At 58.8% G+C, this 16,323-nt stretch carries 14 protein-coding genes; 8 read left to right on the top strand and 6 right to left on the bottom strand.

The genetic code is table 11. From position 1 onward, the window contains the following. Nucleotides 1–296: 296 nt before the first annotated feature. Nucleotides 297–1,820 (bottom strand): phospholipase D family protein, encoded by a 1,524-nt coding sequence (locus J8Z22_RS07125; protein WP_252009766.1) that lies wholly within the window; start codon nucleotides 1,818–1,820, stop codon nucleotides 297–299. Nucleotides 1,821–2,050: 230 nt separating this feature from the next. Here J8Z22_RS07125 and J8Z22_RS07130 point away from each other — a divergent pair, with 230 nt between their 5' ends. Next, the gene (locus J8Z22_RS07130; RefSeq protein WP_028113651.1) at nucleotides 2,051–2,263 is read left to right on the top strand and encodes a hypothetical protein; all 213 of its coding nucleotides are present in this window, start codon (nucleotides 2,051–2,053) and stop codon (nucleotides 2,261–2,263) included. A 7-nt stretch (nucleotides 2,264–2,270) separates the two neighbouring features. Here the strand turns inward: J8Z22_RS07130 and J8Z22_RS07135 are convergent, their stop codons facing one another. Next, nucleotides 2,271–3,497: a 4Fe-4S binding protein gene (locus tag J8Z22_RS07135; protein ID WP_252009768.1), complete on the bottom strand. Its 1,227-nt coding sequence runs from the start codon at nucleotides 3,495–3,497 to the stop codon at nucleotides 2,271–2,273. A 297-nt stretch (nucleotides 3,498–3,794) separates the two neighbouring features. On the opposite strand from J8Z22_RS07135, the gene J8Z22_RS07140 reads away from it, so the two are divergent. From J8Z22_RS07140 to J8Z22_RS07155, 4 genes are all read left to right on the top strand, one after another. Further along, entirely contained in the window at nucleotides 3,795–3,974 is a 180-nt protein-coding gene (locus J8Z22_RS07140; protein WP_028113649.1) for a hypothetical protein, read from the top strand. A gap of 316 nt (nucleotides 3,975–4,290) precedes the next feature. Beyond that, nucleotides 4,291–5,241, top strand: coding sequence for an HlyD family secretion protein (locus J8Z22_RS07145; RefSeq protein WP_028113648.1), 951 nt, complete (start codon nucleotides 4,291–4,293; stop codon nucleotides 5,239–5,241). Beyond that, nucleotides 5,234–6,160, top strand: coding sequence for an ABC transporter ATP-binding protein (locus J8Z22_RS07150; protein WP_252009770.1), 927 nt, complete (start codon nucleotides 5,234–5,236; stop codon nucleotides 6,158–6,160). Before J8Z22_RS07145 ends, J8Z22_RS07150 begins: the two co-directional genes overlap by 8 nt. Next, nucleotides 6,157–7,251 carry an ABC transporter permease gene (locus tag J8Z22_RS07155; protein ID WP_252009772.1) on the top strand — a complete coding sequence of 365 codons (1,095 nt, stop codon included), beginning with the start codon at nucleotides 6,157–6,159 and terminating at the stop codon, nucleotides 7,249–7,251. Before J8Z22_RS07150 ends, J8Z22_RS07155 begins: the two co-directional genes overlap by 4 nt. A 51-nt stretch (nucleotides 7,252–7,302) precedes the next feature. Here the strand turns inward: J8Z22_RS07155 and J8Z22_RS07160 are convergent, their stop codons facing one another. Then, nucleotides 7,303–8,022: a TetR/AcrR family transcriptional regulator gene (locus J8Z22_RS07160; protein WP_252009773.1), complete on the bottom strand. Its 720-nt coding sequence runs from the start codon at nucleotides 8,020–8,022 to the stop codon at nucleotides 7,303–7,305. A gap of 151 nt (nucleotides 8,023–8,173) precedes the next feature. Here J8Z22_RS07160 and J8Z22_RS07165 point away from each other — a divergent pair, with 151 nt between their 5' ends. From J8Z22_RS07165 to J8Z22_RS07175, 3 genes are read left to right on the top strand one after another with little or no spacing between them, the layout of a single operon-like run. After that, nucleotides 8,174–9,268, top strand: a complete 1,095-nt coding sequence (locus J8Z22_RS07165) for an efflux RND transporter periplasmic adaptor subunit (RefSeq protein WP_252009775.1) — start codon at nucleotides 8,174–8,176, stop codon at nucleotides 9,266–9,268. 1 nt (nucleotide 9,269) lies between these two features. Next, nucleotides 9,270–10,331, top strand: a complete 1,062-nt coding sequence (locus J8Z22_RS07170; protein WP_252009777.1) for an efflux RND transporter periplasmic adaptor subunit — start codon at nucleotides 9,270–9,272, stop codon at nucleotides 10,329–10,331. An 8-nt stretch (nucleotides 10,332–10,339) separates the two neighbouring features. Then, complete coding sequence (locus J8Z22_RS07175) at nucleotides 10,340–13,375, top strand: efflux RND transporter permease subunit (protein WP_252009779.1); 3,036 nt, start codon at nucleotides 10,340–10,342, stop codon at nucleotides 13,373–13,375. A gap of 310 nt (nucleotides 13,376–13,685) precedes the next feature. On the opposite strand, the gene J8Z22_RS07180 is transcribed toward J8Z22_RS07175, so the two are convergent. The 3 genes from J8Z22_RS07180 to J8Z22_RS07190 are packed head-to-tail and all read right to left on the bottom strand — an operon-like array spanning nucleotide 13,686 to nucleotide 16,323. Next, nucleotides 13,686–14,456, bottom strand: coding sequence for a heme ABC transporter ATP-binding protein (locus J8Z22_RS07180; protein WP_028113642.1), 771 nt, complete (start codon nucleotides 14,454–14,456; stop codon nucleotides 13,686–13,688). Between the two features lie 2 nt (nucleotides 14,457–14,458). Beyond that, a complete protein-coding gene (locus J8Z22_RS07185) occupies nucleotides 14,459–15,475 on the bottom strand; it encodes an iron ABC transporter permease (protein WP_252009781.1) in 1,017 nt (338 codons plus the stop codon). Beyond that, nucleotides 15,475–16,323, bottom strand: a complete 849-nt coding sequence (locus J8Z22_RS07190) for a hemin ABC transporter substrate-binding protein (RefSeq protein WP_252009783.1) — start codon at nucleotides 16,321–16,323, stop codon at nucleotides 15,475–15,477. The genes J8Z22_RS07185 and J8Z22_RS07190 overlap by 1 nt, the downstream gene beginning before the upstream one ends.

Genomic DNA, 16,323 nt, shown 5'->3' on the forward strand with positions numbered 1-16,323 from the left:
GGGCACAGAGTAGGGAAAACAGAACCGGACCACCGTGATGGCTTCACAGACAAAACTTTCTCAACCGCAGGGTATTAAATGAAAATATTTGTCGTCGGGAAATGAAAACTAAGGGTTGAGTGGCGATGAATCGGAGTCATCTCACAAAAGTGGGGGGAGCTGTGTTGTGGCACGGAGACCGGGGTCACAGCCAAAGCGTGATGGGGGTCAAAATAAAAGTTCTGCGCCGCCCTCGCCAGCGTCGGCGAGGGCGAAAAAAATGGCCAGGGGTGCCGAGTTTTAGCCTTCGACAGGCGTTAAAGCTGATCCTCGATGGGCAGCCAGGTCATCAACCAGGCGCCCATCCGTCGCCACACGCTGGCGTCGGGCTCAGTGGTGAGCACGGTGCCGTTTTGGTCGTCGTGCCAGCGCAGCTCGTCATCCTCGAGGCTCAGGCGGTAGGTGAACTTTGGAAGCTGTTGTAACAGCGATTGGGTCATCAGCTCAGCCAGTTGTGGTGAGTCGAACAGCACCCCCATTTCGGTGTTGATCTGGGCAGAACGGGGATCCAGGTTGAAGGAGCCAACAAACAGGGTGCGGTGATCAAACACCATGGTTTTGGCATGCAGACTGGCCCGTGACGAGGCCGCCCAGCTGCCAGGTTTGACCCCGGGACGACGCTTGGTTTCGTACAGCGCGATGCCGGCCTTCAGCAGTTGCCGACGATACCCTTGATAGCCGGAGTGTACCGCCACCACATCGGTGGCCGCCAGAGAGTTGGTGATGATGCTGATCGACAGCCCGCGTTCCGCCATGGCTACCAGGTTGTCGGCCCCGGCCTGACCAGGAACAAAATAGGGCGAAACCAGCAACAGCGAGTCGCTGGAGTGGCGAAACTCTTTCTCCAGCGCGTCCACCATCAGGCTGGATTCGGTTCCGTCACTGTTGGCTTTGTGGGGGGAGTCGGCAATGACCCGGGCATCAGACCAGTACAGCGGCAGCTCCCCGCGCTCCAGGTGAGCGACCAGCTCGGTTTGGTAGAGACTGTTGATGTAGGCTTGTTGCTGTTTTTTATCGGTTTCGATGCGTTGCTCAAAGGTGCGAGTGATGTCGTCCCGGTTGGCAATCGGCTGAGCGTCGAGCAGGGCATCGACCGCAATGGCGTAGTCGCTGTTCCAGTAGTCATCGAATTGGGTGCTGATGTCGATGACCGCCGGACCGATCAGCAGCACATCGAAATCGCCGAACGCGACGTCATGGCTGGCATCGAAGTACTCGTCGCCAATGTTGCGGCCGCCGGTGATGGCGACACTGTTGTCGACAATAAAGGCCTTGTTGTGCATGCGCCGGTTGGTGCGGTCAAAACTGCCAATCAACTCCAGGCCTCGCCATTGGCGCTTGGTAAATGGGTTGAATAGCCGAACCTGAATGTTGGGGTGCTGATGCAGCAATACCAGAGCTTCATCGTTGCCTGAGGTCTGCATGTCGTCCAGCAATAGCCGTATTCGGACTCCGCGTTCGGCGGCTTGCCACAGGCTCCACAGCACCGCACGGCCGGTATCATCGTCCCGATAGATGTAGGTTTGCAGGTCGATGCTGGCCTGGGCATCGGTGGCGGCGTGCAGTCGGGCGATGAAGGCTTCACGGCCATCACTGATGGGGTAGACCCCGGATTGGCCGGGATGAGCCTGTTGCAGGGTTCGAATGGCCTCCCAAGCCTGTTGGTTGGTATCCGGTGCGAGGGCGTAGGACTCGGTTTGGCTTACCTGGGGCAGGGGCGTGGCGCAGCCCGCAATAACCAGGGGTAATGCCAGCAACAGTGTTCGTGCAGCGAAGGTCATGGGTATGCTCGGGAGTGCTTGAAAATGATAATTTTAGCAATGAGTTACAAGGTTGAGCAAAAAAACTCCCCTATCGGGTCAGGCGACAGGGCGTGGCAGCCGCATTGGCCCCGCCGCCCCGCGCCCTGAGTTCTCAAACAGAGGCTATGCTCAATACAGTGGTCATCATCGCAGCCGGTGATCCGAATGCGCCATGGCCTCGTAGTGACGGAACAAAAGGAGAGGGTGCGATGTTAAGTCTGGAAGAGGGGTTACGCTGTCTGGGGCAACGCGATCTGAGTCGAGAGCAGATCGTCGAGCTGGTTCAGTGGAAAGACTCGATGACCGGTGATTCTCAGGTGATGGCAGAGTTGGCCTGGGACCGTTATCTGCACCGCCTCGATGAACAGGGGATCGCGCGGGTGTACGCGGCTCTGTGCCAGAGCCGTTGCGGATCCCGTTAGTCCTGAGTCATGACATGCCAAGCCGATCCAGCATCTGCATCAGTTGCATTCGAATCATCGGATCGGTGTTGCTGTGCCATAAACCAAACAACTGTGCGACCAGAGGCAGCAGCAACAGGGTGACGACCAGCAGCGCAAACAGGCTGGTGGCCTCCACTGGTCGTTGGTTGGCAAGGGTCAGGGACAGCGCCTGAGCTCGCTTGGGGCAGGCACTGACGCAACGCAGACACGCCTGGCACTCATCACTGTGAATTCGACGCTGTTGATGCACGGCAATGCCAGCAGGACAGGCCCGACTGCATTTGTCACAGGCCAAGCCCTTGCTGTGGTTCAGACATCGATTCGGTTGACGCTGAATCTTCATAGGGCTCAGCAAGCTGAGCAATCCCATCAGGGCACCGTAAGGGCACAGGTAGCGGCAAAACGCCTGTCGGCGCCACATTGACGCCAGAATCAGGATCGACATCGCTGCCACAGTTAGCGGCCCTGGTGCGACGAAAAACTGTGCCATCTTGACGTCGGCCATGATGTGGTACGAACTTTTCAGGTAGCCAGGCAGCGCCGCAGCCGGCAGCGCCACGACCACCAGATACACCAGTGCCGATGCCAGCAGGTATTTGATCATTCGCAGAGGCCAGTCCAGCCATAACGGGACACCGCGATGGGCGGGAAACAGCCGGTTACCGAGTCGGTGCAGATAGTCTCCTGCCAGTCCCAGTGGGCACACCCAGCCGCAGAACGCCCGTTTCAGCAGTAGCCCGGTCAGTAATACCAAAGCCAGCATCACCATGGCGGCCGGATGGTGCTGATCCAGCTGGCCGGTTTCCATGGCGCCCCTAAGCCCCAGCCCGCCGGCGACGGGCAAAAAGGCATCCACCACATCCGGACGGGGCAGGGGCGGTGTCTGGCCCTGTTCGAGAAACCACAGATGACCTCCGTACTGAATGGCGGCAATAAGCATCGACAGTGCCAATGTGTGTTGGCACAGCAGTCGTAGGCGCTCTGCATCGATCTCGGTGAGCCATTGTTGGCCCCAGCGGCTGCGATGCAGGGCGGCCGCGATCGCCACCGACAGGGCGACGGCCAGCCATAGGCTGGCCTGGTTGGCGATCAGCACCGCGAGGACCAGAGTCCCCAGTAGGGCCAAGGCACCGTAACGTTGCTGACTGGCGTAAAGCAGCGCCGCGGCATAACTCAACCCCAGCCCGATGGTCAGGGCTTCAATAATGGTCATGACTGTTGCTAAATAAGGAGTGATAGTGCCGCTGATATTAGGTAAGAACCTGATTCCACGTTGTGATCTGCCCGGGTTATTGCACGAGAGTCGAATAAACAGTGTGAAAGTGTGAATCAGGCCCCCTGACTGCGGTATGGCTGAGGCCCAAGTGGTTGCGGCCTGGTTGCTCAAGAAAACAGGCCGGGCGATGAAATTATTATGGGTTAGTCCGGTCTAACGGAGTGAGCCGGGGAGCGGCCGTGCGTCGGTCTGGGTGGGACGACACGCTAGCCTCATGGGGCGCAAGGAGGGGGTTTGTTCAGTCAGTTTTTTATTCTCGTTTTTGGCCTGGGGTTGGCGATAGTCTCGCTCTGGAAAGGCAGCCTGCTGGTGTTTATGGTGGCGGTGGTGTTGCTGTTGCTGACCGGCAACAACCTGAGGGTATGGTTGCAGGAAGCCCACAGCCGCAGCCGACCCGACGACGCCGAGCTCTGAGCCGATGGGCATCGATGTTCTGACGCGTGTTGGTGTTGTTATCTCGGGCCCATCGAGGCCGGCCATCGCCGGGTCCTCAGCACGACCTCTCCCTTCATTCTGTCGCCAGCCTGATGCACGCCCCCCCACTCTGTCCGATCGCGGCGCCTGAGCTCAACGCTGACGGACGGGGTGTCGGTCGCGCGAGCAAAGGCTTTACTCATTGTCACGCTTGAAAATTCATCAAATTGTACTCACAGTGAGAATTGACGTTGTGGTGTATTGAACCGGTTTTCGTAGACTGGTAGTCAACCCCTGTTCGGAGATGCGTACCCCTATGAAATGGAAACTGTTTGCAGTAATGATGGCCGTCGTGCTGACAGGCTGCACCGACTCGGTGCCGTCACAGGCGCTGGGAACTCTGGAAAGGGATCGGGTGATCCTGACGGCGACTGCCAATCAAATCGTGCGTCAGCGGCCAATTAAAGAGGGGGAGTTTGTCCGTCGCGGCGACATTCTGGTGGTGCTGGACGATAAACAGCAGCTGGCGGTGGTGGCCAGAGCCAAGGCCGAGCAAGCCAAAGCCGAAGCCTACCTGCTGCGACTGACCAACGGTGAGCGCCCGGAAGACATTGCGGCCGCACAAGCCACTCTGGAGAGGACGGATGCAACCCTGCTGGAGGCGGAGAAGAGCCTGGAGCGGGCATTGACCCTGGTGGAAAAGAAGCTCGCCAGCATGGCAACGTTGGACAGCGCCCGGGCCAACCGGGATGCGGCCAAGGCGGATCAGGACTCGGCCAGAGAAACCCTGGCGAAACTGACCCGTGGCAGCCGGGTCGAGGACATTACTCAGGCTCAGGCGGCGCTGCAGGCCAGTGAAGCGGAGGTGGCGTTGCAGGAGCAGATTCTCAGCGATTTGACCGTTGTCGCAACCCGGGACGGCATTCTGGACAGCCTGCCTTACAACATCGGTGAGCGGGTGCCCACCAATGGCATCGTTGCCGCCATTCAGGCTGACATGACCCCCTTTGCCCGCGTGTATGTGCCCGAGCCTTATCGGGTTCAGCTCAGTGCCGGTACCCGGTTGACGGTGCATGTGGACGGCGATGACCAGAGCTATCAAGGCCAGATTCGTTGGATTGCCACCGAGCCAGCCTTTACCCCTTATTACGCGTTGAATGAGCAGGATCGGGCCCGGCTGGTGTACCTGGCCGAGGTGAGTCTGCCCGAGTCAGCCCGCCATCTGCCGTCTGGCGTTCCCGCTCAGGTGGAGATGCCCCATGAGTGATTACGCCATTAGGGCCGACGGCTTGGTGCGTAAATTTGGCGACTTCAAAGCCGTCGATGGTTTGAACCTGAATGTGCCTACCGGCAGCATTTATGGGTTTCTTGGCCCCAATGGGTGCGGCAAGTCGACCACCATTCGCATGTTGACCGGCCTGTTGAGCCCCAGTGAAGGCAGTGTCGAGGTGTTGGGACTGTCCATTCCCAAACAGGCGGAGGCGTTGCGGCTGCGCATCGGCTACATGACCCAGAAATTTTCCCTGTACGAGGATCTGACCGCCAGGGAGAACCTGCAGTTTATCGGTCAGATCTATGGCATGCCCGATCGGCAGTTGCGTCGACGAATCGATGAGCAACTGACCACCTATGGCCTGACCCGGCTGGCAGCGCAGCGGGCCGGCGGCATGAGTGGAGGCCAGAAGCAGCGGCTGGGGCTGGCGGCAGCCACGATGCATAAGCCGGATCTGCTGTTTCTGGATGAGCCGACCTCGGCGGTGGATCCGGAGAATCGCCGTGAATTCTGGGAGCAGTTGTTTGATCTGTCCGATGCCGGCACCACCATTCTGGTGACCACTCACTACATGGATGAGGCGGAGCGCTGTCACGCCCTGGCGATCATGGAGGCTGGCATCGTTCGCGCCGACGGCGCCCCGGAAACCCTGATGAACGACATGGGGGTGTCGGTGGTGGAGGTGGAAGCGGCAGGCTTACGACAATTAAAAGAGCAGCTGTTGCCGTTGCCCCAGGTACGATCCGCCGCCCAGTTGGGCATTCGATTGCGGGTGCTGGTGGATAAGGCCATTGAAGACCCCATCGAGTGGTTGCGGCAGCAGCAGCCGGCCCTGCGTCAGGGGGGGCTGACTCTGGCCCGTCCCAGCCTGGAGGATGTGTTTGTTACCTGCACCGGGGAGGGGCGGCAGTGAACAGCGTTTTTAGAATTAAAGCCATTGTTTTTAAAGAACTGCGCCAATTGTCCCGGGACAGAATCACCTTTGGTATGGTGGTGATGATTCCCTTGATTCAGCTGCTGCTGTTTGGTTTTGCCATCAACACTGACGTGCGTAACATTCCGGTGGCGGTGGTGGATCAAAGCCAGTCGGCGCTGGGGCGGGTGGTGACCGAGTCAGTGAAAGCGACTCAGGTGGTGGAGGTGAAACAGCGGTTGGCGACGGTGGCCGAAGCGGAGGACGCCATCGGTGCCGGGCGTATTCGGGCGGCGCTGGTGTTGCCAGCGGATCTGAATCAACGGGCTGCCCAGGGGCGCCAGTTAGGGCAGTGGCTGGTGGACGGCAGCGACACCATGGTCAGCTCGGCGATCTTGCAGTTCCAGTCTATGCCCATTGCCGAGATGGCCAATTTCTCCGGAGTGCAGGAGAAAACCTTTGAGGTGGCACTGTTTTACAACCCCTCGAGGCGGTCAGCCGTCAATATTGTGCCGGGGTTGTTGGGGGTCATATTGACCATGACCATGATCCTGTTTACCTCGGCGGCCATCGTTCGCGAACGGGAACGGGGCAATCTTGAGCTGTTGATCACTACGCCGGTGCACTCCCTGGAGCTGATGGTGGCTAAGATCATCCCTTATATCTTCATTGGTTTGTTGCAGGTCGCCATCATTCTCGGCCTGGGCGTGCTGGTATTTGGGGTGCCAATCAATGGTGAAGTGAGCCAGATTTTGTGGGGCACCCTGCTGTTTATTGCTGCCAGCCTGACCCTGGGGCTGGTGATCTCCACCATTGCAACCACTCAGTTGCAGGCGATGCAGATGACGGTGTTTGTGCTGCTGCCTTCCATTCTGCTGTCCGGGTTTATGTTCCCTTACGAAGCGATGCCCAATGCGGCCCAGTGGATTGCCGAAGTGCTGCCGGCGACCCACTTCATGCGCATCATTCGCGGTGTGGTGCTGCGGGGATCGGATCTCGGTGCCATGTGGCAGGACACCCTGTGGCTGGCGGGCTTTACCGTTCTCGGCCTGGTACTGGCGTCCACCCGGTTTAAGAAGAGCCTGGATTGATCGCGGTCAGTGGTAACCGCCGGGCCCCGCACGTCGGGGCCCAGGAGGGGATCACGGATCGCTGCGGCCGTCGGTGATGCAGCGACTCCAGGGCAAGGCCACCTCTTCCAGACTGTCCGGCTTGGGGAGTTTGTCATTGGCGATGCCCAGAGGGGTAGCCAACAGTTGGCAGGCGAGCATCCAGTGCTGGACCCTGGCCTTGTCGAGGCTGGTGTCGTATACGTCAATCAGCAGTGGTGCCAGGGTGGCCGGTGCGTCGGTGAACATGCAGATCAGCCACTTCATCTCTTTGACCTTCATCCCTTCCAGGTAACCTTGTGCCTGCACGGCCCTGAGTTCCGAGTCAAACAACTCCTCAATGTCGGCCGGCGCTTCCTGAAAGTAGTTAAACAACATTTCGTTGTCACGGACGGCATCGACCATCAGCCGCATTGGTCGGGGGTCGCACAGTTGGGTGGCCAGAAATCGAGTAATCAGCGAAAAATAGCGTTCATTGGCCGGTAGGTTGGGATCCAGTTCGGATAGGATGGTCTTAATCTGCATCAGTACGTCTTGCAGCACCAGGTCACAAATCTGCTCCCAGATCTGCTGCTTGCTGCCAAAGTGATGGCGGATTAGACCATGAGATACCCCGGCACTGTCGGCTATCTCACGGACCGACACCCGATCAAACCCTTTTTCGACAAAGAGATCACCTGCAACACACAGAATCTGCTTACGGGTTTGCTGCGCCGAGTTGGCACTCTGTCTACCGGATCGTTTAGCTGTCATTGCTTCTCACTTATTAGCCTCATCTAACTTGGCGAATTAGCCATACTTTACTTGCTATACATTCGTATAGTAAGTGTTGCTATCCGCTTGTGCAGTATATAGGCTATACGCGTGGATAGTAAATTAGTCTTTATGGTGTTGCGTGGTTTCAATGTTTAAAACTGCAGTTAATCCTCTCGGGAAACGGCATCGGCGCCTGGCGCTGTTGACCGTTATTGTAATGGCCTGGGCCGGTTATGCCTACTCTCAGGCTCAGAGTCAGTCGAATGATGAGCCGTCGCCACCGGCGCTGGTGCAGCCGGTAAAGGCGATGGTGATTGGCAAACAGGTGCAATCCTTGCCGTTTGCCGCCGAAATCGAGGCCAGCCGGCATGCACAGATGGGATTTCGAATTCCCGGTGAGCTGCGCGGGGTGTATGTGCGCATGGGCGAGCGGGTGTTTGAGGGCCAATTGCTGGCGGAGTTGGATCCCACCGATTATCGGTTGGCGGTTCAGTCGCGACAGGCGGAGTTTGAGCTGGCCACCATTCGTGCCGAGCGGGATCAGCGATTGTTTGCACAAAAACTGATCAGCGAGGACCAGTTCGACCGCAGCCAGACCGATCGGGTGGTGGCCAAGGCCCGCCTGGTCCAAGCTCAGAGCGATCTCGATGACACTCGAATTCGGGCGCCATTCAGTGGCTACGTATCGATGACCTTCGCGCGCGCCAACGAAGTGATGGCCGCCAATCAGGTGGTGATGAGTGTCGAGAACAACGATCAGGTTGACGTCAGCTTTAACCTGCCGCTGCAGTACGGTCAGGATCTGCGTCAGGGTGGCGAAGTCAATGCCAGTGTGGTGTTCAGTGGCCACCCGGGGCGGTACGCCAATGCCCGCATCAAGGAGTTTGCCTCTCAGCCGGATCCCGATACCAATAGCTACCGCATCACCTTGATTATGCCGCGTCCCAAAGTGGTTAATGCCCTCACCGGGATGACCGCGTGGGTGGAGCTGAATCGTTTCAATAACGCCATGACACCGGTCACTCTGCCCCAAGGGGCGTTCATCAGCCAACTTGGTCAGCAGGCCAAGGTTTGGCGCATCGATCCGCAGCACAGCACCTTGGAGGCGATCCAGGTAGAGCTCAACCACGACGGTACTCTCAAGTCCGGGCTGCAATCCGGTGACCGCATTGTCACCGCCGGCGCCAACCGGTTGCATTCGGGGCAGACGGTACGGGTGTGGGAAAGAGAGCGGGGAATTTAACATGACAACAGCATTCAAGTGGGCCCTGGTGGCGTCGTCTATCGTGGCACTGACCGCCTGTGGATCGGATCAGCAGCACCAGTCTCAGGCGCCGCAACTGGTTCAGACCATTACTCTGGATACCCCTCAACACCTGTTGGAACGTCGTTTCAATGGCCAGGTCGCAGTGGCGGAGCTGACCAGAATGGCGTTTCGAATCGAAGGCAAAATGGTCAGTCTGGCGGTATTGCCCGGCCAGGAGGTGCAGCAGGGGCAGATTCTGGCTCGGCTGGATGACACCATTCAGCGCCAACAACTGCAGGATGCCACTGCTCAGCAGCAGTTGCTGCAAAAGCAGTGGGAGCGAGCCTCTAAACTGTTGGACAAGGGGCTGATGGCTCAGTCTGACTTTGATGAGATCGACGCCAACTTGCGTCTGGCCAGGGTCAGCCTGGATTCGGCGAAGGCACAACTGAGCTACACCGAGTTGCGGGCGCCGTTTAATGGCATTGTTGACACCCTGGAACAGCAGGCCCACGAAACCACCGCTCCGGGAGAAACCGTGCTGACCCTGTATCGCCGTGATCGTATCGACGTTGAGATACAGGTTCCCGATACCTTGTTAAGCCATGCGGTCAGCATCGCTCCGACCATGACCTATCAGCCTCAAGTCACCTTGAAAGGCCAGACGGAGTCCATTGCCATGCGCTATCTGGAGCACTCGTTACGGTTGGATCCGCAGACCGGAGCCTATGTGGCCAAATTGGCCCTGGATGACCCGCAGTGGCAGATGTTGCCTGGTGAAGCCGCTGAAGTGAGCATCGACCTGAAGGCGGCCGGACTGCCGGTGACCAGTGGCTATCGTTTGCCACTGACGGCGTTGCAGGCCACGGATTCAGCCAATCGATTTCAGATTTGGCGGGTCCGGGGAGAGGCCGCCGAGCCGACGACCGTTGAAGTGGCCCAGATGTCTCAGGAGGGCGCGCTGGTGATGGGCGCCCTGTCCGGAGGCGACCGCATTATTACCTCCGGCTTGGCGAAACTGCGCCCCAATAAAGCTGTTACCGTCGTCAACAAGGACTGATCCGATACATGAATATCGCCCAATACACCATTAAAAACCGAGTCATCAGCTGGCTATTCTTGTTGATACTGGCCATTGGCGGCGCCAACTCTTTTCTGAACCTGGGTCGTCTGGAAGACCCTGCATTTACCATTAAAGATGCCATGGTGGTCACCACCTATCCGGGCGCCAGCGCCGAAGAGGTGGAGGAGGAACTGACCTACCCCATTGAAAAGGCGATTCGTCGTTTGCCTTATGTGGATAAGATTGTCTCTACGTCGGCGCCGGGCCTGTCACAGATCACCGTGTCCATGAAGATGGAATACGATGAGAGCGAACTGCCGCAAATTTGGGATGAGGTGCGTCGTAAGGTCAATGATCTGGCGCCGTCGTTGCCTTCGGGGGCCCGCACTCCGGCGGTGATCGATGATTTTGGTGACGTGTACGGTGTGCTGTATATGGTGACCGGTCCCAGCTATGAATTCGATGACCTGAAGCAGTACGTCGATACCCTGCGCCGGGAGTTGGAGCTGGTGGAGGGCGTCGGCAAGGTCAGCATTGATGGCGAGCAGCAGGAGCAGGTGTTCATCGAGATGTCCTTGACCCGGCTGGCGGCGCTGAACCTGGACATGAGTCAGGTGGTGAATCTGCTGACCCAGGAAAACGCCGTTTTGGATGCCGGCCAGATGACCATCAATGGCGAATCGCTGTTCCTGCGGCCAAGCTCGGTGGGCAGCAGCATCGATCCCATCATTCATGGCCGTGACTCTGGTCAATTGGTGCGCCTGAGTGACGTATCGACCCTGCACCGGGGCTTCCAGGAGATCCCCACCCACCTGATGCGCTACAACGGTCAGCAGGCCCTGAGTCTGGGCATTGCCTTTTCCGACGGCGTCAATGTGGTGGAGGTGGGCCAGGCGGTGGACCAGCGAATGGCGGAACTGATGCAGGACCGGCCGGTTGGCATCGAGTTGCATCCGCTTTATCACCAATCTCAGGAGGTGGAGAATTCGGTCAACGGATTCCTGCTAAGCCTGGCGGAAGCGGTGGCCATCGTCATCGTGATTCTGCTGTTTACCATGGGGCTTCGCAGTGGCCTGATCATCGGATCGGTGTTGCTGCTGACCATGCTCGGTACCTTTATCCTGATGGAAAACGCCGACATTGAGTTGCAGCGAATCTCTCTGGGCGCCTTGATCATCGCCCTGGGGATGCTGGTGGATAACGCCATCGTGGTGGTGGAAGGGATACTGGTTGGCATGCAGCGGGGCAAGAGCAAGCTCGAGGCGTGTAAGGACATCGTGTCTCAGACTCAGTGGCCACTGCTGGGTGCCACTATTATTGCCATTGTGGCCTTCGCCCCCATCGGGCTGTCACCGGATGCCACCGGTGAATTCATGAATTCTCTGTTTTACGTCCTGCTGTTCTCCCTGTTTCTGAGCTGGGTAACCGCCTTGACTTTGACACCGTTCCTGGCGGACATCTTGTTATCTGCGCCGTCGACTCAGGAGGACAGTAAGGACCCCTATCAAGGTCGGGTATTCCTGATCTTTGGCGGCCTGTTACGCTGGTCGCTGAAATTCCGCAAGACCACCATGGTGGCGATGGTGCTGCTGCTGGCAGGTTCCGTGGCGGGTTTTGGCTTGGTCAAACAAGCGTTCTTCCCGCCGTCAAACACGCCGATGTTCTACCTGGACATGTGGTTGCCCGAAGGGACCGACATTCGTGAAACCGAGGCGATGGTCAAGCAGGTTGAACAGTACATTTTGCTGCGACCGGAAGCGGAGTTTGTGGCGTCCACCATCGGCCAGGGCTTGCCTCGATTCACCCTGACCTATGCGCCGGAGCAGTCTTATGCCTCCTATGCGCAGTTGGCGATTCGCAGCGACAATCAGGACAACATGATGGCACTGGCTCGGGTACTGGATGAGCAACTGCCCAAGGAGTTTGTCGAGCCGCAATTTCAGATGAAACTGATGGAGTTCGGGCCGTCACCGAAATCGAAGATTGAGGCCCGTCTCTCCGGTGCCGATCCCGACGTGCTGCGACAGCTGGCGGCCCAGGTTGAGGACATTCTCAATCAGGATGGCGGCGCCCGCGGGGTTCGCCATAACTGGCGCGAACGTACCAAGGAGCTGGTGCCCGTGCTGGACGACTCTCAGGCCCGTCGTTTAGGGATCAGCAATGAAGCCGTGGCCCAGACACTGAAGATGGCCTTTGGTGGCAGCACCGTGGGCATGTTCCGGGACGGTACCCGTATGCTGCCCATCGTCAGCCGGCTGGAGCAGCAGTACCGCGATGATTATGCCACCCTGGATAATTTGAAGGTCTGGAGCCCGACCCTGCAGCATTATGTGCCGATTCAACAGGTGGTGCGCAGCATCGATCTGGTGTGGACCGACTCGCTGATTCAGCGCAAAGACCGCAAGCGCACCATCACGGTGATGGCCGATCACAATGTGCTGGGCGACGAGACCGCCGATGTGCTGTTTAAACGGATTCGTCCTCAGGTGGAAGCTCTGGTGCTGCCTGCCGGGTATGAGCTGGAGTGGGGCGGTGAATACGAGTCGACCCTGGATGCGCAGTCGTCGCTGTTCGGCTCTCTGCCGATGGGCTACCTGTTTATGTTCATCATTACCGTGGTGTTGTTTAACTCCTTCCGCAAACCGGCAGTGATCTGGTTGACGGTACCCTTGTCACTGATCGGGGTCACCATCGGTCTGCTGGTCACCAATCAGCCTTTCACCTTTACGGCGTTGCTGGGGCTGCTCAGCCTCAGCGGCATGGTGTTGAAAAACGGCATCGTGTTGCTGGACCAGATCAATCTGGAGCTTGAAAGTGGCAAGGAGCCCTATCAGGCCATCGTCGACAGTGCCATCAGCCGGGTACGACCGGTGAGCAATGCCGCCTTGACCACCATTTTGGGAATGATCCCGCTGGTGTTTGATGCCTTCTTTGCCTCGCTGGCGGTGACCATCATGTTTGGCCTGGGCTTTGCGACGGTACTGACTCTGGTGGTGGTGCCGGTGTTGTACGCCATCTTCTTTAAAATTAAGACCCCTTAACCGTTTCTGCCTTCCCTTAGGTGCTTTGCCGGTTCGCTGCCAGAACCGGCTTTTTTTTCGAATAGGCAGGGCCGCAACGGCTGGAGTTCATCAGTACCCCTGGGTACGCTTGCCGACCTCGTAATCCGGGGTCGGCTTTTTTATGCCACCATTCTGGCGGTGCCGAGTTGGCCTGGATCCTTGTTGATATTCGAGGTCGGTGCATTGGCGCCGAATCGGGCCGGTCGAAGCGACGTTGTCACGGCCGAGCAGGATCAAAAAGGGCGACCGACGTGCGCCGTTCGCCCTGAGGGAGAGGAACCGGGGCGCTTCAAAGCACCACAGGAGTCCCCCATTTGGGGTCGTTGACGATGGTGGGACGGTAGTGCCATACCGACTCTACCTGATCACCGGTCAGTACCTCATTGGCGCTGCCCTGGTAGCGAATGCCGCCGTTGTCCAGTACCACCAGGTGGTCGGCATAGCGCCCCGCCTGGTTGAGATCATGCAGTACCGCGATGACTCCAAATCCCTGCTCTTTTGCCAGTGCCTTGGCTAACGCCAATACCCGGTGTTGCTGTGACAGATCCAGCGCCGAGGTGGGTTCGTCCAGCAGCAGCAGTGGCGGTTCACTGGCTTGGGCCAGCTGGGTCAGTACCCGAGCCAGTTGCACCCGCTGTTTTTCACCGCCGGACAGGGTCGGGTAGCGACGCTCTGCCAGATGGCAAACGTCCACCTGTTCCAGGGCGTGATTGACGATCATTCGGGACTCACTGGCACCGGCACTCAGTGGAAACAACCCCATCTCGACCACCTCTCTGACCCGGAACGGGAAGCTGAGGCTGTTGTGCTGAGGCAACACCCCCAGGTGACGGGCCAGTTCGATTCGAGGCCACTGCTCCATGGGGCGGCCCAGAAATTGGATCTGACCGGCCTGATGACCGATTTCGCCACAGACGGCTTTGAGCAGGGTGCTTTTACCGGCCCCGTTGGGGCCGAGCAGGGCGGTGAATTGCCCAGGTTGGGTTGCAAGGGTAATGCCTTGCAGCAGTGGCTTGCCGCCCACGGCCACATCCAGCCCCTGAATATGCAGAAAATCCATGTTTACCCCAACCGGTTGCGTTGATTAAGCAGCAGCGCCAGGAAAAACGGCGCGCCGAGAATGGCGGTGACCAGGCCCACAGGCATCTCTGCCGGTGCCATCCAGGTGCGGGCGCCAAGATCCGCCAGCAACAAAATGGCGGCGCCCAGACCGGCGGACAGTGGCAGCAGGGTGCGATGATCCGGTCCGATGATCATGCGAATCAGGTGGGGAACCACCAATCCAATAAAGCCAATCATGCCGGCGGCGGCCACACTGACGCCTACGCCTAACGCGGTGAGCATGATCAGTTTGATTTTCAGTTTCTCCACCTCCACACCCAGGTGACGGGCTTCCGCCTCACCCAATAGCAGGGCATTGAGGGATTGTGCGTGCTTTTGAAATTGCCAGGCCAGGATGACAAAGGCCACCAGACACAGTCCAATGCTGTGCCACTGGGCCGAAGCCAGAGACCCCATCTGCCACAGGGTCAGATCCCGTAGGGCCGTTTCGTCGGCGACGAAGGTCAGAAAGCCGATGCCGGAACCGGTCAGGGCGCCAATGGCCACCCCGGACAGCAGCAGCAGGGTCACCGAGGTGCCGTTGCGACTGTGGGCCAGACGATACACCGCCAGGGTGGTGGCCAGCCCGCCCAGGAACGCGGCCACCGGCACCAGGTAGTCGCCGGCAAACGGAAACATGACGATGGAGATGGCGGCGCCCAGTGCCGCCCCCGAGGCCACGCCGATGATGCCGGGATCCGCCAGCGGGTTTCGAAACAGTCCCTGCATCACCGCGCCACATTGCGCCAATAAAGCGCCAATGACGATGGCCAGCAGGGTGCGTGGCAGGCGCACGTTACTGATGACCAGTTGTTCATGAGGTTTGAGTGAGGTGACCTCGGTGTTGGCTATGGTGGCCCACAGCGCCCTCAGGCTGTCCAGAGGGTCAATGGCCAGGGGCCCGGTGGTAATTGACAACAGGCTGGCCACCATCAATGACGCGATGAGTGGCAGCCACAACAGTCGGGCTTGGTCCATCAGTGGATCTCCACCATTTGCTGAGCCAGGTGCTCTGCGGCATCAAGGGCGCTGGGACCCAGGCCACCCAGCAGGGCCTTGGCGGGCAGGTTGACGATGTGACCATTTTTGCCTGCTGGAGTGTGCGCCAGCAGCGGCAGCGACTCGATCAGCTCCTTAGCGGCATCGTCATCGTCCATGCTGGGTTTGGTGACCAGAATCATCTCCGGCTCCAGGGCCAACAGGGTTTCCTCGTTGGCAGATTTGTAGCCGTCAAAGCCAGCCACGTTGGTGCCCCCGGCCAGGTTGATCAGCATGTCGGCCGGGGTGTGGTTGCCACCCAGTCGAGCACCGCGATCGCCCCGGAGCAACACAAACACCACTCGGGGGGAGCGACCCAATTGGTTTTTGGCTGCGTCAATGCGGGTAACCTGTTGCTTGATTTTGGCCTTCAGCGTGGGCGCCGTGGCTTGGGAGTTCAGCAACCCGGCCAAAGTATCGATGTTGGTCAGCAGTTGGTCCGGGGTTTCAGCCGCCGGCAGGCTGGCGACTTCCACATCCGCCTGGCGGATGATATTCAGGGTGGCGTCCGGTCCCATCTCGTCGCTGCCCACCAGCAGATCCGGGTTCATGGACAAAATGCCTTCCGCAGACAGGGTTCGGTGATAGCCGAGCATGGGAATCTCCATCCCTTCCGGGACCTTGCTGGTGACGTCAACGGCCACCAATTTGTCGGCGCCCTGCAGTGCCACCACCAGCTCGGTGACTGCGGCGCCGGCACTGACGACGCGTTCGGCGGCCAGGGCAGACAGGCTCAGGCTGGCGCCGAATATTAGGGAAACCGCAGTAAGGGGAAAGTGACGATTCAT

Origin of the sequence: Ferrimonas sp. SCSIO 43195 (assembly GCF_023716685.1) — a bacterium.
Lineage (GTDB): Bacteria > Pseudomonadota > Gammaproteobacteria > Enterobacterales > Shewanellaceae > Ferrimonas > Ferrimonas kyonanensis.